Below are 19,603 nucleotides of genomic sequence, written 5' to 3'. Positions count from 1 at the left end.
CGTGCCAGCGTCGATTAAAATTTCAGGGCGTTAGCAATATCTTCTTCGCTCTCTTCTTTATCAATCACGTTCTGCGCTTTGTTCGCCACCACGACAAATGGCAGATATATCAGCGTTGCGATGCCAAGGTTGAAGAGTGCGACCAGCAATGCGGCGACGCTACCGTTAGTATTAAAGAAGGCTCCCAGACCGGTTGGCATGGTCCACGGTGCAATGTTAGTCACCGGTGGGATGATGCCCATGTAGTACGCCGCCAGAGTAATTGCCGCCAGAATAGGTTGCACCAGAACAAACGGGATAAACATCACCGGGTTCATGATAATCGGCAGACCAAACAGAATCGGTTCATTAATCTGGAAGATGCCCGACGGCAGCGCCAGTTTTGCCACCTGACGATAGTCAGCACGGCGAGAAGCGATAAAGATAGCCAGAATCAGCCCCAGGGTCGCACCGCTGCCCCCGAGGAAAATAAAGGAATCCAGCATCGGCTTGGCCCAGATATGGAAGGTCTTACCGGCTGCCAGCGCCGCTTCGACGGAGCCATATTGTTGATAGGTGGCGATGTTTTCCAGCGCCCACGGCGTCATAATGCCGTTGTCCAGCGCGGTCAGCGCCAGAGCGCCGTGAATACCGAAGAACCACAGCAGCGGAACAAAGATCACATACGCCCAGCCGACCACGCTACCCAACGATGCCAGCGGCGTCGAGATGGTATCCATAATAATCTGATGGAAGTTAGTGCCCCAGGTATTCAGCGCCCAGGCAATAATTCCCATCACAGAAAGAATAATAAAGCCGGGAATTAATGCTGAGAAAGAACGTGAGACCGATGTCGGTACACTGTCGGGTAATTTAATCACCCAGTTGCGGTGGACAATAAAGGTAAACATTTCTGCCACCACCAGGCCGATAATAATCCCGGAAATGATATTCGCGCCACCTAACCAGTTTGCGCCGACCGCATAAGCTTCACCGACACTATAAGGCGTGACGGTCATAAATGCCGCAACGGATAACAACCCTGCCGCGAGCGCATCGACTTTACGCTCTTCTGCCAGCGCCATACCGATAAAAAACGGCGCCATTAAAGACATAATCCCTAATGTTCCGTTGTATACGTTTCCACCAATACCTTTCAGGCCATTGAGTGTTTCAATGGTTGAGGCATCGAGGCGAATACCTAAGGAGTAAAAAAACGACCCCTCCCCAAAGCTCAGAAAAACGTTATTGATTAATACAAACATGGCCCCCGCAAGGGTTAACGGCATTAAACGAATAAAGCCGTTTTTGATTGCATTAACGTGTGGCTGTTTTCCTATTTTGACTGCAAAAGGGAGGAGTACCTTTTCAAGCGATGCAATAACATTACTCATAGAAAAATACCCTTAAAAACCGCAATTAAAGTATTGCGGTATAGATTTATGAAATAACTCTTTGACGGAAAAATTTAAAAATTAATTTGCTGCGGCTTTTTTAATTGCTGCAACTGCAGCCTTAAGCACGCCTAAACCATCGACTTTGCCATATAACAGTGAATCAATGACTTCAACGGGTTTGTTGGGTAACAAACGCTGGATTTCGGGCAACATATAAGCAATCTGCGGCCCTAATAACACGACATCGGCATTCTGACCTTTTTCACCCGCCAGTGTTTCCGGAAATGCTTCAATAATGACCGGAACTTCATATTTTTCTGCCTGTGCGCGCATTTTTGATACCAGTAAAGAGGTAGACATGCCCGCAGAACAAAACAGATAAATGTGTTTCTTTTCCATAAAACTGCCCTCATCAACGATTATCTGTCAGCCAGACACTCCGCAAGCCTTCACCTGCTTCCATGCTCTGGGTAACTTGCGAAACCAACATGACTTTTTTTGGTGGCTGAAAAGAGTATACGGTATTGACCTGAACGATAGTATTTCTTTGACCATACAAATTGTCTCTCCTTGACCTGTTGTTATGACCTTCTTCACATTTCGGTTAAATAATTCGCGACAATAAATAAGAACACGAGGTAAAAAAAAACCGGCGCAATGGCCGGTTTCCGTTGTAACTCAAGCTTTCAGGCGAAGAAATTACTTCGCCGCTTGTGGATCGGTGTCGTATTCGGCACAGGTCTGATAGCCGGAGTTGATGACATGTCCGGTATCATCTAACGCGACAAAATAGGTTTCTGCTTTACCATCACGTTGACCCAGGATATAGGTCTGGCAAGTACCACGAGCATGGATCATGCTCACTTCAGACGAAGGTTTACCCGCAATTTGTGCAACCTGCGCCCGGCTCATGCCTTTTTTGACGTCTTTCACCACAGGCTGTACAAACTGGTCTTTGGTACGATCATACGCCGTACAACCTGCCAGCATGGTTAATACCGCCGCTGCACTCAGAATTCCTGCCATATTCTTGTTCATATTCCGTCCTCTTGTTTATCAGCGTGTTAGATAAGCCTGGAACACATCGGGGGCTTTTTCAAGCCTGTGAACGAAACGGCTCCGCTTTCAGAGGATTCCTGTATGACGTTTTAACCGCCATTCAACCTGCTGTCGCTTGTCGTTTCAGTAGCAACGGGTTAGCTTTAAGGAAGTTTTATTTTTCTGTCTGGAGGGGTTCAATGACATTGCAACAACAAATAATAAAGGCGCTGGGCGCAAAACCGCAGATTAATGCCGAAGAGGAAATTCGCCGCAGCATCGATTTTCTGAAAAGCTATCTGCAAACCTATCCGTTCATTAAATCACTCGTACTTGGTATTAGTGGTGGTCAGGACTCCACTCTTGCCGGGAAACTGTGTCAAATGGCAATTAACGAGCTTCGTCAGGAAACGGGCAACGAGGCACTGCAATTCATTGCCGTGCGCCTGCCCTACGGTGTTCAGGCTGATGAACAGGATTGTCAGGACGCCATTGCTTTTATTCAACCGGATCGCGTATTAACCGTGAATATCAAGGGCGCGGTATTGGCCAGCGAACAGGCGCTGCGCGAGGCGGGTATTGAATTAAGTGATTTCGTTCGCGGCAATGAAAAAGCGCGTGAGCGGATGAAAGCGCAATACAGCATTGCAGGCATGACCAACGGTGTCGTGGTTGGCACCGATCATGCGGCAGAAGCCATTACCGGATTCTTCACTAAATACGGTGACGGTGGTACTGATATTAATCCGCTATACCGTCTGAACAAGCGTCAGGGCAAACAGTTACTGGCGGCATTAGGTTGCCCGGAACATCTCTACAAGAAGGCGCCAACAGCCGACCTGGAAGATGACCGCCCTTCCCTGCCAGATGAAGTGGCACTCGGCGTGAGCTATGACAATATCGATGACTATCTGGAAGGGAAAGCCGTACCCGAACAGGTCGCCAGAACAATAGAAAACTGGTATCTGAAAACCGAACATAAACGCCGTCCGCCAATTACGGTTTTCGATGATTTCTGGAAAAAGTAATCATTTGCACATAATGGCTTGTGCAAAAAAGAGTGCTTTGTTCATGCCAGATGCGGCGTGAACGCCTTATTCGGCCTACAAAACTTTGCAAATTCAGTACATTGCAGGAGTCGAGTAGGCCTGATAAGCGTAGCGCATCAGGCGGTGTTACTTTTGTCATCGACCCGCCTCTTTTTTAATCGTTTCCCGCCTGTTACACTGGATAGATAACCAGCATTTGGAGTCAACAGTGGTACGGCGTTTAACTTCCCTGCGGCCAGAATTTGAAGCGGCGGCAATCTACGAATATCCCGAACATTTACGTTCATTCCTTAATGACTTACCCACCCGACCAGGGGTCTATCTGTTTCATGGCGAAAGTGACACCATGCCGCTCTATATTGGCAAAAGCGTTAATATCCGCAGCCGGGTGCTTTCTCATTTACGCACTCAGGATGAAGCCGCCATGCTGCGGCAATCAAGGCGAATTAGTTGGATCTGCACCGCAGGTGAAATCGGCGCTCTACTCCTTGAAGCGCGATTAATTAAAGAACAACAGCCACTGTTTAATAAACGCTTGCGCCGTAATCGCCAGCTCTGTGCCCTGCAACTGAATGAAAAGCGTGTCGATGTGGTGTATGCCAAAGACGTGGATTTTTCTACCGCAGCAAACTTATTCGGCCTGTTTGCCAACCGTCGTGCGGCTTTACAAGCGTTACAGACCATCGCCGATGAACAAAAACTTTGTTATGGCCTGCTCGGGCTGGAACCGTTAAGTCGCGGGCGCGCTTGTTTTCGTTCGGCGCTAAAACGTTGCGCCGGGGCGTGCTGCGGTAAAGAGAGCCATGACGCTCATGCGCTACGTTTGCGCCAGTCTCTGGAGCGTTTGCGGGTTGTTTGTTGGCCGTGGCGAGGTGCGGTGGCGCTGAAAGAACAGCATCCGGAAATGACCCAATATCATATTATTCATAACTGGCTGTGGCTGGGCGCGGTTAATTCGTTAGAAGAGGCTGCAACGTTAATCCGTACACCCGCCGGGTTTGATCACGACGGTTATAAAATCCTCTGTAAACCGCTGCTTTCCGGCAACTATGAAATCACTGAACTTGATCCGGTGAATAGCCTGCCAGCCAGTTAATTTCACTGAACAGCAGTTTGCCTTGCGGTTGCAAAAGCCGCAGGGTGTGCCTACCATCGTACCAGCACGCGCCCTGGTCGGTAGTCAACAGCTTGTCGCCCAGTTGCCACGCTCCGCTAATCACAAACACCACCCCACCGCGTGAGCCAAAAGTGGTGAACGTGCGTTCGGCAATTCTGACTTTCGCTTTACAGGCATCAAGGCGCGTCATAATGTTGAAATCCATTGACATCTGACCTTCAGTCAGTTTCGCTTTTACCACCTGATCCGCCGCGAAAGCAAAAGGCTGTAGCGGTTTTAAGGTATGGCTAAAACGGTTAGTGCTTTCAAGGAGCATCTCACCGCCTTCCAGCAGCGTCACGCTCCTTTCCATTCCCGGAAACAACGAAAACTCACCATTTGCCGCAATGGAAGCAATGCTGGCACGCCAGTAAAAATCACGTTTTGCCGGAGGAAAGCTACAGATTTCCCGAGTTTCACCGGCAGCGTTTCGCCACAGGTTCACCGACATTTTACGCATATCAAAGTATTCCATACTCGCTCCCGGCATACTCTTTTCATTGTTATCGTTCAGGCAACCGTGGATTGTTATCGGCAACTCGGGTGATTTACCTTAGTAGTGATTAGGCTTTTTTTGCAAAAGTTGTAGAACAGAAAAGAAAACCGCCGATCCTGTCCACCGCATTGCTGCAAGGTAGTGGACAAGACCGGCGGTCTTAAGTTGTCAGGCTGAAAGATTATTCAGCAGTTGCAGGCATTTTACCTTTTGCCGCAGGGCGTTCTGTCAGACGCTTCTCAAAATTAGCATTAAATTGCTTTTTCTGCTCCGGCGTCAGGATGTTGTAAATCTTGTTCTGGGTTTCCAGGTGCGCCAGCATGTTAGCTTTGCGCTGTTCTTCCATTTTTGCGATCTGCGCTTCAGCTTTCGCTTTGTCGAAGGTATCGCTGGCAATAATGTCATGCATTGCGCGGCGTTCTTCCAGCGGCGGGCGTTTCATCTGGTCACGCTGGCCTTTCATGATTTCGCGAATCTGCTGTTTCTGCGCGTCGGTCAGGTTCAGGTCTTTAAACATCATGTCGTGATGCGGACCGAATTTACCTTTATGGTGCATCATCGGCTTCGCGTCAGCCGGTGCTGCGGTAGTGGTATCGGCGGCATGGGCCAGGTTAGCCGCGCCAAAAGCCAGGGTAGAGGCAACAAACAGTGCAGTTAATTTACGCATATTCTATATCCTTCCTTTCAGTTATTTATTACGGCTTTCTTAAGTAACGTGCCGTGTTGACGAGATTAACTTTACTGACTTTAGCGTCAATTAATCAGAGCAACGGTAAAACAATGAAAGTGTAAAAAACACTTTTGCGCCAATTATGGAGAAAAAAAGAAAATTTGATGGAGAGTGATGATGAAATATTACAACACACTGATTTTGCAGAAATTATGAAGAACTATACCTGATGACTGGTGATAAATAAAGCAAATAACCAGGATTAATCCGCATTATTTCATTAAAAAGCCAGTAAATACCCGCAGAATGATTTCTGCGGGCAAGTATTAGGTTATTTTTTCCAGCATTAATCCCGCACGTAATCCCGTCGCCACCAATGGATTAGGGAATAACACATACTCAACATCATGAGTCACAGTAAAATGTTCCTCACCATCCTGCGCCAACAACGTTCCTTTCTTAAACGGCGTGAAGTTCAGCGTCTCGCTTGCCATATGCAGTTCGAAGGACGATGAGTGGCGGGTAATTTGCGAAATGACCCGATAGCGTAGCGGCGACTTTCTCTCAGTACCGACACTCACGCCAGATAACAGCGCAGCAATCGCGCTGGCAGTGGGTGAAAACTGGCGAAGATCGTTTTTGCCAAATGGCAATGCTTTACCAAGTTCCAGCGTACACGCCAGTGCACCGAAATGTTCGGCACTAAAATGGGTAAACGTGCCCCCCGGCGCCTGGTGAAACACCAATGCCTCCAGCCCTGCCGCACCCAGCCATGTCAGAAAGTTTTCGTCCCAGGGAATAGTACGTTGCGGTAAAACACCAAACCGTGGGTGATACGAACCACGAATCGCGGTATGCAGATCAAGATGCCAGCGAACAGACTCTTTACCCTGTTCATAAAAATCTTCCAGACACTGTTCCAGTTCGCGCGCACGGCACGTTTCGCCGCTTTCGGCAAATCGCTGCCAGCGCCCGCCAAACATTCGGTTCATATCGCTATGGCAATAACGTGTCCCTTGCTTCAGCGCCGGGGGATTTCCAAGGATCGCCAGCAGCCGCCAGCGTAGAGGGATCTCGCCGTGGAGAATCGCGCCAAGCAAAGCATCGAGCATTTCTACCGGCGCGGTTTCATTACCGTGTATTCCCGCAGAAATCACCAGCGCACCCTGCGGTGGCGTTAACGGCGTCAGTTCCAGCAGCCCGTCGCCCAGCCAGCGCCAGCGGACACCGTTGTTTTCCCGCTCTGTTATGGCTGGCTTTTTGCCCGTTAAAGTCAGGGCAAGAAAATTATCCATTACCCCCACCCTCCCGCTGAAACGGGTAAACCGAACCGAGATTCAGTAAACGGGTCAGCGAATCCAGGGCTTCCCTTCCTTCTCGCAGCAATTGCGGGTCAGCAAGATCGGCGGCAGTAAGACGATCGCGATAGTAGCGATCCACCCAGTCATTGAGCGTATTAAACAAGGTATCGTTCATCATCACAGCCGGATTTACCGCCTGATATTCTTCTGCCGTCAGCACCACGCGTAACCGCAGGCACGCAGGGCCGCCGCCGTTTGCCATGCTTTCGCGCAAATCAAAAACTTTCAGTTCGCTTATCGGGTTATCGGCAGCAAGCAATTCATTGAGATAACGCCATACCCCAGCGTGTTCCCGACACTCCTGCGGCAGCACCAACACCATCGAACCATCATCACGGCTCAGTAACTGGCTGTTAAACAGATAAGTCGAGACAGCATCCGCTACGGAAACCTGTGCCGCCGGAACTTCTATCGCCATAAAATCGTTCACCCGCGCGCGCAGATTTGCCAGTAATTGAGCCTGGCGGGCGAACGCCTGCTGATGGCAAAACAGCACCTGGCGGTTGCTCACCGCAATGACATCATTATGAAAAACCCCCTGGTCGATGACGTCCGGATTTTGCTGGGCGAAAATCACCTGCTGCGGATTCACCTGATTCAACCTGGCGACCGCCTCACTGGCTTCGCGGGTTTGCCGCGCCGGATAACGGGAAGGTCGCGTGCCATTGCCCTCTTCTCGGCCATAGACAAAAACCTGTATACCCGGATCACCATAGTTACCACCGAGCCGATTGTGGTTTGCCGCCCCCTCATCCCCCAGCATCGCCACCTGCGGCAGAGCAGAATGAACGGTGAACTTCTCTTCATCGTTAAAAATCGCTTTTAACAGCGATTCGGTGACGGGCGCTTCCAGCGAACGGTGAAATTTATTGTTCAGGTTGGCGACGGTCAGATGCACTTTGCCATCCAGCGTATCAGCGGATGGCGCTACCGTGGCTGCATTCGCTACCCACATTGGCGAAGCGGAACTGACGCTGGAAAGCCAGTGCGGAGCCTGACGGGCAACCTTTTCCAGCACTTGTTCATCGCTGCCGTTGAATCCCAGTTGACGCAAAACAGGAATAAACGGTCGCTCGTGCGGCGGCATCACCGCCTGGGGGAATCCCGCATCAGCAAGGGCTTTCATTTTCAGTAAACCCTGTTTTGCCGCCAGTCGCGGATTAGAGACCTGAAAACGGTGACGGGTAGAGGCTTCATTACCAAACGACAGGCCCGCGTAATGATGTGTCAGCCCCACCAACCCGTCGAAATTCACTTCCCGGGCGTTCATGGCACCACCTCATCGGAGAAATCCAGACCGGGGTTAAGCGTCGCAGGCAACGTTAACGTGTCTGACTCCAGGCTAGCCATCGGCCAGGCACAATAATCTGCGGCATACCAGGCGCTGGGGCGATGGTTGCCGGAAGCGCCAACGCCGCCGAATGGTGCAGTACTGGCAGCGCCGGTAAGCGGTTTGTTCCAGTTGACGATCCCCGCACGCGCTTCCAGTAACAGTCGATCGAACTTTTCCCGCTCCGGTGACACCAGCCCGCAAGAGAGGCCAAAGCGAGTGTTATTCGCCATCTTAATCGCCTCATCAAAGGTGTCATAACGCCAGATGCGCAATAGCGGCCCAAACACTTCTTCATCCGGCACGCCGACAACGCCTGACATTTCAATGATCCCCGGCGTCAGCAATGATGTTCCTGCGCGCAGCAAACGTGGCGCAAGCAGGGTTCGCCCGCCCATCGCTTCCAGTTCCTGCCAGGCGGTAACAACCTGCTGCGCGGCCTGTTCAGAAATCAGCCCGCCAATAAACGGCTGTGGTTCGTCATCCCAGTTCCCCGGCGTTAACCGCTGGCTAACGGCAACCAGGCGAGCAAGGAACGCATCGCCCTGCGCCCCACTTTTAAGCATTAAACGACGGGTGCAAGTGCAGCGTTGCCCGGCAGTAACAAATGCTGACTGAATAGTCAGGTGGACAGCGGCGTCGATATCCGCCACGTCATCGATAATCAGCGGGTTATTGCCGCCCATTTCGAGGGCGAGGATTTTTTCCGGCTGACCGGAGAGCTGACGATGCAACTGATAGCCCGTGTTGGCGCTGCCGGTAAACAGTAAACCGTCGAGATCTTCCAGCGCACTCAGCGCCTGACCCGTTTCGCGCCCCCCCTGCACCAGATTCAGCACACCCGGCGGCAAGCCAGCCTGCTGCCATAAGCGCATTACCACCTCGCCGCTCCACGGTGTCAGTTCGCTGGGTTTAAAGATAATTGTGTTGCCTGCCAGCAGCGCCGGAACGATATGCCCGTTCGGCAAATGCCCTGGGAAATTGTACGGTCCAAACACCGCCAGTACGCCGTGTGGGCGATGGCGCAAACTCGCCGCCCCATCTGGTATTTCGCTGCGCTGCTCGCCCGTGCGCACGTGATACGCCTTGATTGATATCGCGATTTTATTGATCATCGCCGTCACTTCGGTTGCCGCTTCCCAGCGCGGCTTACCCGTTTCTCTGGCAATAATCGCCGTTAATTCGGCTTTATTGCTTTCCAGCAGTCCGGCAAAGCGTTCAACTCTTACCTGACGATCGCCAAAGGAGAGCCGCGCCCAACGCGGAAACGCGGCGCGAGCAGCGCGACAAGCCAGCGCCACCTGAGCGGCATCGGCATCATTGCCTTGCCATAATACGTCGCCCGATACCGGATTATTCTTCACGCGAAGTTCGCCCTGCCCCGTCACCCAGTCGCCGTTGATCCATAAAGTCATGTTGTTTTCTCCTCTGCGCACAGGCGCACCAGACGAACGCGCTCCCCGGCGTGGCACTTGAGAGCGTCCAGTTGTGCGGCGGTTAAAATCAAACGCTGGGTTGCCGGATCGGCACGCACCAGTACCACGCGGAAATGATGATAATTTTCATTGGCTACCAGACAGGCCGGGAAATCCCCCTGCGCTGGCTGCCCTTCCGCGACTTCCACCAGCCGACTTTTGCGGATGGCGCGAACGCGGTCGATGTCGCACTCCAGCGTCGGCCCACCGTCGAAGATGTCGATATAGTTACGGTAGCGAAAACCTTCTTTTTCCAGCACCGCACGCGCGGGGGCTGTTTGCGGATGCACCTGGCCGATAACGTCCTGCGCTTCCTGGGATAAAAAGTCCGTATAGATCGGATGTTTTGGCATCAGTTCAGCGATAAACGCCTTTTGACCAGTACCGCAGAGAAAATCAGCGCGGCTAAAATCCATCGAAAAGAAGCGTTTACCGAGGCTTTGCCAGAACGGCGAATAGCCGTGCTCATCAATCACCCCGCGCATTTCGGCGACCACTTTGTCGTTAAACTTGTCACGAAAAGCCGCCATAAACATAAAGCGCGATTTCGACAGCAAATAGCCATTGCCCTCTTTGCGCCACTCCGGGTCGAGGAACAGCGTGCATAACTCACTGCTTCCGGTGTGATCATTACTGAGAAACAGCGTCGGTAGCGCGTTATAGACATTCAACTCTTTCGAAGCGTGAACCAGCGTACCGACGCGATAGTTGTACCAGGGATCGTTTAGCCCGACAGCCACCTCAATAGCGCAAATACCCGCCACGGTGCCTGTCTCGCTCTCTTCCAGCACGAACACATAACCCTGCTCGCTTTCGGGTAATTCGCCCTGCCAGGTTTTAATGGATCTGTCGATACGCGCCGAAAGCGTGGCTTCATTGGCAGGGAGCGACGTCAGGCCGCCGCCCGTTTTACCTGCAAGCTGCATTAAGGCTGCGACATCGGTGCGCTCAACGGGACGGATGACCATCATGATGAACCCCGGCTAACAAAGCGTTCGCAAGTAGCGGCAAAGCGATCCAGTCCGGTCGTCACCTCTTCTTCGCTGACGTTGAGCGCCGGCGCAAAACGCACCACGTTGCCACCCGCAATCAGCACCATCACGCCTGCTTTCGCCGTCTCCTGAGAGATCTGTTTCGCTTGTCCGGCGTAATCCGCATTCAGCACGCAGCCAATCAACAGACCTAATCCGCGAATTTCACTGAACAAACTGCAGCGATGATTAATGGTATTAAGACGCTCAACAAACCAGTCGTGACGCTGTTTGACACCATTAAGCATCTCTGGCGTGTTGATGAGATCAAGCACTTTACCCGCCACCGCCGAGGCCAGCGGATTACCACCATAGGTGGTGCCGTGAGTGCCAACGGTCATCACCCGACCGCACTCTTCGGTTGCCAGCAGCGCACCAACCGGGAAACCTCCGCCCAGAGCTTTAGCGGTGGTCAGCAGATCGGGCGTCACCCCGTAGTGCATATAGGCATAAAGTTCACCGGTACGCCCGACGCCGGTTTGTACCTCATCGAAAATCAGCAATGCATTGTGGCGATCGCATAACTCACGCAATCCCTGCAAAAATGCCTTACTGGCTGGCACCACGCCGCCTTCGCCCTGTACTGGCTCGACAATCACCGCGCAGGTGGAGTCGTCAATCAGCGCACTGGCAGAATTAATATCGTTATACGCGGCATGGCGGATATCCGGCGGCAGTGGCGCGAAATCCTGTGAATAGGCTGGCTGCCCACCCGCACTAACGGTAAACAGCGTGCGCCCGTGGAAAGCATTTTTAAACGCCACAATGCCGCTTTTATGGCTACCGTAGCGGTCGTGAGCGTATTTGCGCGCCAGTTTCAACGCCGCTTCGTTGGCTTCCGCGCCGGAGTTACAGAAGAACACGCGATCGGCAAACGTCGCGTCAATGAGCTTTTTCGCCAGCCGTAATACCGGCTCGTTGGTGTAACCATTACCGGTATGCCAGAACTTACTCGCCTGCTCGTTCAGCGTCTCCCGCAGTTCCGGATGCGCATGACCCAGTGCGTTCACTGCAATGCCACCCGCGAAGTCGATATACTCTTTCCCCTGCTGATCCCACAAGCGCGAACCTTCGCCACGTACCGGAATAAACGGTGCCGGAGCGTAAACAGGTATCATCCATTCATCAAAGTTTTCACGCGTAATTGGCTGAGACATAGCGACCCCCACAGTAAATAAATAGTTATTTATATGTTAATAATAAGTGACGTTTGCGCTGTAAATGTAGATTGCAGGGTTCGTGCCAGCCAGTGGTAAAAGTGCATAAACGGCGGCAGTTAACTGGAAATCAAGGCGTTACAACCCAGCGATATGCACCTGAAGTGCATATAAAGTGAATACGTTTGCGATACTGATGAATAAAAAGAATAAAAAACGAAATGTTATGCAGAAGTAAAATATAATTCTGGAATTGTGATCGTTGACGAAATTTACTGGAAATTACTGCGCCATGCTGACGCAACTGCACCAAAAACGGGCATTTTTTGCGCCATCGTTGGCATCATTAACAACCATCGATCAAATCACTTAACAACAGGCAGTAAGCACGGCGAATTTCTGCTAACATCCACGCACTCTTTATCTGAATAAATGGCAGCGACTATGAAATTTGTCTCTTTTAATATCAACGGTCTGCGCGCCAGACCACACCAGCTTGAAGCCATCGTCGAAAAGCACCAACCGGATGTGATTGGTTTGCAGGAGACAAAAGTTCATGATGATATGTTTCCGCTCGAACAAGTAGCAAAGCTTGGCTACAACGTCTTTTATCACGGGCAGAAAGGCCATTATGGCGTGGCGCTGCTGACCAAAGAGACGCCGATTGCTGTGCGTCGCGGCTTCCCCGGCGACGGCGAAGAGGCTCAACGACGAATTATTATGGCGGAAATTCCCTCGCCGCTGGGCAATGTCACCGTGATCAACGGCTACTTTCCGCAAGGTGAAAGCCGCGACCATCCGATTAAATTCCCGGCGAAAGCGCAGTTTTACCAGAACCTGCAAAACTACCTGGAAACCGAACTCAAGCGTGAGAATCCGGTGCTGATTATGGGCGATATGAATATCAGCCCTACAGACCTCGATATCGGCATTGGCGAAGAGAACCGCAAACGCTGGCTGCGTACCGGTAAATGTTCTTTCCTGCCAGAAGAACGCGAATGGATGGAGAGACTGATTAGCTGGGGTCTGGTGGATACTTTCCGCCATGCGAACCCGGAAACGGCAGATCGTTTCTCGTGGTTTGATTACCGCTCAAAAGGTTTTGACGATAACCGTGGTCTGCGCATCGACCTGCTTCTCGCCAGCCAACCGCTGGCAGAATGTTGCGTAGAAACCGGCATCGACTATGAAATTCGCAGCATGGAAAAACCGTCCGATCACGCCCCAGTGTGGGCGACCTTCCGCCGCTAATTTCTCTGTTCTCCTGGCTCACTCTGGGTCAGGAGAATTAACCTTGAGAAAAATCAACAAACTGTCAGTAATGATTTGTTGCCCGCCGTCCTTTGTTATACCGTCACTGCGTTTTTAGTTGTCTGACCACTTCTCTATTATCAAGTTTGATATAGGAAACTCCACGATGAACGCTGAGCGTAAATTTCTTTTTGCCTGTCTTATTTTTGCGCTGGTCATTTACGCTATCCACACTTTCGGTTTATTCGATCTGCTCACCGATTTACCTCACTTACAGGCGCTTATTCGCCAGAGCGGATTTTTCGGTTATAGCCTCTATATTCTGTTATTCATCATCGCCACTCTCTTTCTGTTACCGGGTAGCATACTGGTGATCGCCGGAGGAATAGTCTTTGGCCCGCTCTTAGGGACGTTTCTTTCATTAATTGCCGCCACGCTGGCCTCGTCATGCTCCTTCCTTTTGGCACGCTGGCTGGGACGTGATTTACTGCTGAAATACGTTGGTCATAGCCACACTTTTCAGGCCATAGAAAAAGGTATTACGCGTAACGGTATCGATTTTCTTATTTTGACCCGCTTAATCCCGCTATTTCCTTACAATATTCAAAATTATGCTTATGGATTAACCGCCATCGCCTTCTGGCCTTATACCCTTATTTCGGCATTAACTACTCTGCCCGGAATAGTTATTTATACCGTAATGGCAAGCGATCTCGCCAGTGAGGGCATTACGCTGCGCTTTATTTTAAAACTCTGTCTGGCAGGACTGGCGCTGTTTATTCTCGTTCAGTTCGCCAGACTCTACGCCCGACACAAACACGTGGATCTGTCTGCTTCACGCCGCAGCCCACTAACTCACCCCAAAAATGAAGGATAGAACGATGTTGCAACATTATTCAGCGTCATGGAAAAAAGGACTGGCTGCACTGTGTTTACTGGCAACCGCAGGGCTTAGTGGCTGCGATCAAAAAGAAAATACGGTGGCAAAAGTGGAATACGACGGGCTTTCCGCCAGCCAGCCACTGCGTGTCGATGCCAATAACCATACGGTCACCATGTTAGTGCAAATTAATGGTCGTTTTCTGACAGACGATACCCGCCACGGCATTGTGTTTAAAGATGGCTCCAACGGACATAAATCGCTGTTTATGGGTTATGCGACCCCGAAAGCATTTTATGAAGCCCTGAAACAGGCCGGTGGCACGCCGGGCGAAAACATGACGATGGATAATAAAGAAACGACACATGTGGCGGGCAGCAAACTGGATATTTCGGTCAACTGGCAAGGGGCGGCAAAAGCGTATTCCTTCGATGAGGTGATTGTCGATAGCAATGGCAAGAAACTGGACATGCGCTTTGGCGGTAATTTAGCGGCGGCAGAAGAGAAGAAAACTGGCTGCCTGGTGTGTCTCGATAGCTGCCCGGTCGGTATCGTCAGCAATGCGACATACACTTATGGGGCCGTGGAAAAACGCGGTGAAGTGCAATTCAAAGGTAATGCGTCGGTTCTCCCGGCGGATAACACGCTGGCAACGGTTACCTTTAAAATTGCCGAATAAAACCAGGATAAAGGATGATGAAAATGCAATCGCGTAAAATCTGGTACTACCGTGCCACCATCATCATCCTGTTGTTCGCTGTGCTGCTGGCATGGGCGCTGCTTCCCGGCGTCCATGAGTTTATCAATCGCAGCGTTGCGGCGTTTGCCGCCGTGGATCAACAGGGTATAGAACACTTTATTCAGTCTTACGGCACACAGGCGGCTGTGGTCTCGTTCTTCTTGATGATCTTACAGGCCATTGCCGCGCCGCTGCCTGCGTTTTTGATAACCTTTGCCAATGCGTCACTGTTTGGCGCATTCTGGGGCGGCTTGCTGTCGTGGACCAGTTCGATGGCGGGTGCGGCGCTGTGCTTTTTTATCGCCAGAGTGATGGGCCGCGAAGTGGTGGAAAAGTTAACCGGTAAAACCGTGCTTAACAGCATGGACGGCTTTTTTACCCGCTACGGCAAACACACCATCCTGGTATGTCGGTTATTGCCTTTTGTCCCTTTCGATCCTATCAGCTATGCTGCCGGATTGACTTCAATACGTTTTCGCTCGTTTTTTATCGCCACCGGGCTTGGTCAGCTACCCGCAACCATCGTCTATTCCTGGGCGGGCAGCATGTTAACGGGCGGCACATTCTGGTTTGTCACCGGACTGTTTATCCTGTTTGCCCTGACCGTGGTGATTTTTATGGCGAAAAAAATATGGCTTGAACGCCAGAAGAGGAATGCCTTATGGGTTTACCGCCGCTTAGCAAAATTCCTTTGATTTTACGTCCGCAGGCGTGGCTGCATCGTCGCCATTATGGCGAGGTGCTAAGCCCGATTCGCTGGTGGGGGCGAATTCCGTTTATCTTTTATCTGGTGTCGATGTTTGTCGGCTGGCTGGAGCGCAAACGCTCACCGCTCGATCCGGTAGTACGATCGCTTGTCAGCGCGCGCATTGCGCAAATGTGCCTGTGTGAATTTTGCGTGGATATCACCAGTATGAAAGTCGCCGAGCGTACCGGGAGCACCGATAAACTGCTGGCAGTGGCTGACTGGCGGCAAAGCCCGCTCTTTAGCGATGAAGAACGGCTGGCGCTGGAGTACGCCGAAGCCGCAAGCGTAACGCCGCCAACGGTCGATGATGCCCTGCGCACCCGACTGGCTACGCATTTTGACGCTCAGGAGCTTACCGAACTGACGGCATTGATTGGCCTGCAAAATCTGTCAGCCCGTTTTAATTCTGCCATGGACATTCCCGCTCAGGGGCTGTGCCGTATTCCTGAAAAACGTTCTTAAGGAGAGATGATGCGCCATTGTGTGTGGTTGCTGGGATTGTTATCGCTGTTTTCTTTGGCAACACATGCCAGTGACTGGCAGGAAATCAAAAACGATGCCAAAGGGCAAACCGTCTGGTTTAACGCCTGGGGCGGCGATACGGCAATTAACCGCTATCTCGACTGGGTTAGCGGCGAGATGAAAACCCATTACGATATAAACCTGAAGATTGTCCGCCTGGCGGATGCCGCAGACGCAGTAAAACGCATTCAGACGGAGGCCGCTGCCGGGCGCAAAACAGGCGGTTCGGTGGATCTTCTGTGGGTAAATGGTGAAAACTTCCGCACCTTAAAAGAGGCCAATTTATTACAAACCGGCTGGGCGGAGACTCTACCCAACTGGCATTACGTCGATACGCAACTGCCAGTACGGGAAGATTTTTCTGTACCTGTCGAAGGTGCAGAATCTCCGTGGGGTGGCGCACAACTGACGTTTATCGCCCGCCGCGATGTTACGCCACAGCCACCACAAACGCCGCAAGCGTTACTGGAGTTTGCTAAAGCCAATCCCGGCACGGTGACTTATCCGCGCCCACCGGACTTCACAGGCACGGCGTTTCTGGAACAGTTGCTGATTATGCTGACGCCAGACCCCGCCGCATTAAAAGCAGCGCCGGACGATGCGACTTTCGCCCGTATCACTGCGCCCTTGTGGCAATATCTTGATGCACTGCATCCGTATTTGTGGCGCGAAGGAAAAGATTTTCCGCCTTCGCCTGCACGAATGGATGCTCTGCTGAAAGCCGGTACATTGCGCCTGTCGCTAACCTTTAACCCTGCTCATGCACAACAAAAAATAGCCAGCGGTGATTTGCCAGCAAGCAGTTACAGCTTCGGCTTTAGCGAGGGGATGATTGGCAACGTGCATTTCGTCACCATTCCAGCCAATGCGAATGCCAGTGCTGCGGCGAAGGTTGTCGCCAACTTCCTGCTCTCACCCGATGCGCAACTGCGTAAAGCGGATCCCGCTGTCTGGGGCGATCCTTCGGTTCTCGATCCACAGAAACTGCCTGACACGCAGCGTGAAACATTGCAATCAAGAATGCCGCAGGAGCTGCCGCCGGTACTGGCTGAACCACACGCAGGTTGGGTAAATGCGCTGGAACAAGAATGGCTACACCGTTACGGTACGCATTAATCTTTCTGCTGTGGGCTGCGATGGCGGTGATTTACGCACCGCTGATCCCGGCAGCTTTCACGCTGATAGCGCCTGCCTTGTCGCTGACGCACTGGCAGGCTTTATTTGCCGATCCGCAGTTACCACAGGCATTACTGGCGACGCTGGTTTCGACGACTATCGCGGCGGTCGGAGCGTTGTTGATTGCCCTGCTGGTGATTGTCGCGCTGTGGCCTGGCGTAAAATGGCTGCATCTGTGCGCCCGTCTGCCGTGGCTGCTCGCCATTCCCCACGTGGCTTTTGCCACCAGCGCCCTTCTACTCTTTGCTGACGGCGGCCTGCTTTACGACTATTTCCCGTATTTCACTCCGCCAATGGACAAATTGGGGATTGGGCTGGGTTTCACTCTGGCGGTGAAAGAAAGCGCATTTCTGCTGTGGATCTTGTCAGCCGTGCTAAGTGAAAAACGGCTGCTACAGCAGGTTATAGTGATGGATTCACTGGGCTACAGCCGCTGGCAATGCCTGAACTGGCTGCTGTTGCCCTCCGTCGCTCCAGCTCTGGCAATGGCGATGCTGGCGATTGTCGCATGGACGCTGTCGGTCGTGGATGTAGCAATTATCCTTGGGCCAGGTAATCCACCGACTCTGGCAGTAATTAGCTGGCAGTGGTTAACTCAGGGCGATACAGATCAACAGATTAAAGGCGCGCTCGCCAGCCTGCTGCTGATGGCGTTACTCGCCGCCTGTGTTTTGCTGGGCTATCTGTTATGGCGCGCCTGGAGGAACACCATTCCCCGCGAAGATGGCGTTCGCAAACCAGCCACGGCTTTACTGCCCGGCTATACGCTGGCGAGGTTATTACCATTAACGGGTGTGCTCTGTGTGGTTCTGCTGGCGATCCTCGCGGATCAGTCGACGATCAATCACGAGGCGTTCATCAATAGCCTGACTATGGCTCTGGTCGCGACATTCATCGCGTTGATCCTGTTACTGCTGTGGCTGGAATGGGGGCCAAAGCGTCGCCAGCTATGGTTATGGATGCCCATTTTATTACCGGCACTGCCATTAGTGGCAGGTCAATACACGCTGGCGTTATGGCTCAACCTGGATGGTAGCTGGACGGCGGTGATCTGGGGACATCTATTGTGGGTGATGCCGTGGATGCTGTTTATCCTGCAACCCGCCTGGCGGCGCATCGACTCGCGATTAATTTTGATTGCACAAACGCTGGGCTGGTCACAAGCCAAAATATTCTGTTATGTGAAATTCCCGCTTATGCTACGCCCCGCGCTAATTGCGTTCGCTGTCGGATTTTCAGTGAGTATTGCGCAATATATGCCGACGCTGTGGCTCGGTGCGGGACGTTTCCCGACGCTGACGACAGAAGCGGTGGCGTTAAGTAGCGGCGGCAGCAACGGTATCCTCGCCGTCCAGGCTTTATGGCAACTGCTATTACCGCTTATTATTTTTGCCCTGACCGCCCTGCTTGCAAAATGGGTAGGTTATGTCAGACAAGGACTCCGCTAATGCTCTGCGTGAAAGATGTTTCGCTACGTTTGCCAGGAACCTGCTTACTAAAGAACGTCAACTTTACGGTCACCAAAGGTGACATTGTCACGTTAATGGGGCCATCAGGCTGTGGTAAATCCACGCTGTTTTCCTGGATGATTGGCGCGCTGTCCGGGCAGTTTTCTTGTACAGGTGAGCTATGGCTCAATGAGCAGCGGATCGACATGCTGCCGACTGCACAGCGCCAGATTGGCATTCTTTTCCAGGATGCGCTGTTATTTGACCAGTTCAGCGTCGGGCAAAATTTACTGCTGGCACTACCGGCGACACTCAAAGGTGTTGCAAGGCACAATGCCGTGAATGATGCGCTTGAGCGCGCGGGACTTGGTGATACTTTCCATCAGGATCCGGCAACTCTGTCTGGCGGTCAGCGGGCACGGGTAGCTCTGCTACGCGCCCTTCTCGCCCAACCCAAAGCATTATTACTCGATGAACCGTTCAGCCGTCTTGACGTGGCTCTGCGCGATAATTTTCGCCAGTGGGTGTTCAGCGAAGTTCGCGAACTGGCGATCCCCGTCGTTCAGGTAACGCACGATCTCCAGGATATTCCCGCTGGTGGCCTGGTTCTGGATATGATGCAGTGGTCAGAAAATTACAACAAACTGCGATAACGCAAAGTTTTTCCTCATGCGCCAGTTCAGAATGGCGCACTCAAAAC

At 51.9% G+C, this 19,603-nt stretch carries 20 protein-coding genes; 10 read left to right on the top strand and 10 right to left on the bottom strand.

Features of this window, described 5'->3' with window-relative positions:
• Positions 1-14 precede the first annotated feature (14 nt).
• From chbC to osmE, 3 genes are all read right to left on the bottom strand, one after another.
• Positions 15-1,373 carry a PTS N,N'-diacetylchitobiose transporter subunit IIC gene (chbC, locus tag A7589_RS06685; protein WP_000073031.1) on the bottom strand — a complete coding sequence of 453 codons (1,359 nt, stop codon included), beginning with the start codon at positions 1,371-1,373 and terminating at the stop codon, positions 15-17.
• 81 nt (positions 1,374-1,454) lie between these two features.
• The gene (chbB, locus tag A7589_RS06680) at positions 1,455-1,775 is read right to left on the bottom strand and encodes a PTS N,N'-diacetylchitobiose transporter subunit IIB (protein WP_000412169.1); all 321 of its coding nucleotides are present in this window, start codon (positions 1,773-1,775) and stop codon (positions 1,455-1,457) included.
• A gap of 300 nt (positions 1,776-2,075) precedes the next feature.
• Entirely contained in the window at positions 2,076-2,414 is a 339-nt protein-coding gene (gene osmE / locus A7589_RS06665) for an osmotically-inducible lipoprotein OsmE (RefSeq protein ID WP_001039044.1), read from the bottom strand.
• 200 nt (positions 2,415-2,614) lie between these two features.
• On the opposite strand from osmE, the gene nadE reads away from it, so the two are divergent.
• Together nadE and cho are read left to right on the top strand one after the other, a co-directional pair.
• Entirely contained in the window at positions 2,615-3,442 is an 828-nt protein-coding gene (gene nadE / locus A7589_RS06660) for an NAD(+) synthase (protein ID WP_000175014.1), read from the top strand.
• A gap of 229 nt (positions 3,443-3,671) precedes the next feature.
• Complete coding sequence (gene cho, locus A7589_RS06655) at positions 3,672-4,559, top strand: excinuclease Cho (RefSeq protein ID WP_000252348.1); 888 nt, start codon at positions 3,672-3,674, stop codon at positions 4,557-4,559.
• Here the strand turns inward: cho and ves are convergent.
• From ves to astC, 7 genes are all read right to left on the bottom strand, one after another.
• Positions 4,519-5,094, bottom strand: coding sequence for an environmental stress-induced protein Ves (gene ves / locus A7589_RS06650; protein ID WP_010348797.1), 576 nt, complete (start codon positions 5,092-5,094; stop codon positions 4,519-4,521). The genes cho and ves overlap by 41 nt on opposite strands.
• A gap of 202 nt (positions 5,095-5,296) precedes the next feature.
• Positions 5,297-5,782: an ATP-independent periplasmic protein-refolding chaperone Spy gene (gene spy / locus A7589_RS06645; RefSeq protein ID WP_001228965.1), complete on the bottom strand. Its 486-nt coding sequence runs from the start codon at positions 5,780-5,782 to the stop codon at positions 5,297-5,299.
• A 329-nt stretch (positions 5,783-6,111) separates the two neighbouring features.
• Positions 6,112-7,080 carry a succinylglutamate desuccinylase gene (astE, locus tag A7589_RS06640; protein WP_000368469.1) on the bottom strand — a complete coding sequence of 323 codons (969 nt, stop codon included), beginning with the start codon at positions 7,078-7,080 and terminating at the stop codon, positions 6,112-6,114.
• The gene (gene astB / locus A7589_RS06635; protein WP_000993904.1) at positions 7,073-8,416 is read right to left on the bottom strand and encodes an N-succinylarginine dihydrolase; all 1,344 of its coding nucleotides are present in this window, start codon (positions 8,414-8,416) and stop codon (positions 7,073-7,075) included. The genes astE and astB overlap by 8 nt, the downstream gene beginning before the upstream one ends.
• Positions 8,413-9,891 (bottom strand): succinylglutamate-semialdehyde dehydrogenase, encoded by a 1,479-nt coding sequence (gene astD / locus A7589_RS06630; RefSeq protein WP_000177338.1) that lies wholly within the window; start codon positions 9,889-9,891, stop codon positions 8,413-8,415. Before astD ends, astB begins: the two co-directional genes overlap by 4 nt.
• On the bottom strand, positions 9,888-10,922 hold the full coding sequence (gene astA / locus A7589_RS06625; RefSeq protein ID WP_000989448.1) for an arginine N-succinyltransferase: 1,035 nt from the start codon (positions 10,920-10,922) through the stop codon (positions 9,888-9,890). Before astA ends, astD begins: the two co-directional genes overlap by 4 nt.
• Positions 10,919-12,139 carry a succinylornithine/acetylornithine transaminase gene (gene astC, locus A7589_RS06620; RefSeq protein WP_108188780.1) on the bottom strand — a complete coding sequence of 407 codons (1,221 nt, stop codon included), beginning with the start codon at positions 12,137-12,139 and terminating at the stop codon, positions 10,919-10,921. Before astC ends, astA begins: the two co-directional genes overlap by 4 nt.
• Before the next feature lie 444 nt (positions 12,140-12,583).
• Between astC and xthA the strand changes: the two genes are divergently transcribed.
• The 8 genes from xthA (at position 12,584) to A7589_RS06580 (ending at position 19,556) form a co-directional block, all read left to right on the top strand.
• Entirely contained in the window at positions 12,584-13,390 is an 807-nt protein-coding gene (xthA, locus tag A7589_RS06615; protein ID WP_000673948.1) for an exodeoxyribonuclease III, read from the top strand.
• A gap of 166 nt (positions 13,391-13,556) precedes the next feature.
• A complete protein-coding gene (locus A7589_RS06610) occupies positions 13,557-14,267 on the top strand; it encodes a TVP38/TMEM64 family protein (RefSeq protein WP_010356792.1) in 711 nt (236 codons plus the stop codon).
• Between the two features lie 4 nt (positions 14,268-14,271).
• Positions 14,272-14,949, top strand: coding sequence for a lipoprotein YdjY (gene ydjY / locus A7589_RS06605; protein ID WP_000939194.1), 678 nt, complete (start codon positions 14,272-14,274; stop codon positions 14,947-14,949).
• A 14-nt stretch (positions 14,950-14,963) separates the two neighbouring features.
• The gene (locus tag A7589_RS06600) at positions 14,964-15,704 is read left to right on the top strand and encodes a TVP38/TMEM64 family protein (RefSeq protein ID WP_108188779.1); all 741 of its coding nucleotides are present in this window, start codon (positions 14,964-14,966) and stop codon (positions 15,702-15,704) included.
• Entirely contained in the window at positions 15,671-16,219 is a 549-nt protein-coding gene (locus A7589_RS06595; protein WP_000524102.1) for a carboxymuconolactone decarboxylase family protein, read from the top strand. The genes A7589_RS06600 and A7589_RS06595 overlap by 34 nt, the downstream gene beginning before the upstream one ends.
• Positions 16,220-16,228: 9 nt before the next feature.
• Positions 16,229-17,395, top strand: a complete 1,167-nt coding sequence (locus A7589_RS06590; protein ID WP_001215387.1) for an ABC transporter substrate-binding protein — start codon at positions 16,229-16,231, stop codon at positions 17,393-17,395.
• Entirely contained in the window at positions 17,368-18,903 is a 1,536-nt protein-coding gene (locus A7589_RS06585; RefSeq protein ID WP_000224931.1) for an ABC transporter permease family protein, read from the top strand. The genes A7589_RS06590 and A7589_RS06585 overlap by 28 nt, the downstream gene beginning before the upstream one ends.
• On the top strand, positions 18,903-19,556 hold the full coding sequence (locus tag A7589_RS06580; RefSeq protein WP_000882818.1) for an ATP-binding cassette domain-containing protein: 654 nt from the start codon (positions 18,903-18,905) through the stop codon (positions 19,554-19,556). Before A7589_RS06585 ends, A7589_RS06580 begins: the two co-directional genes overlap by 1 nt.
• Positions 19,557-19,603 lie beyond the last annotated feature (47 nt).

It is taken from the genome of Escherichia sp. MOD1-EC6475, assembly GCF_003046645.1.
Taxonomy (GTDB): Bacteria; Pseudomonadota; Gammaproteobacteria; order Enterobacterales; family Enterobacteriaceae; genus Escherichia; species Escherichia ruysiae.
Note: the sequence above shows the minus strand (reverse complement) of the source record. Positions and strands in the feature narration are given on the sequence as shown.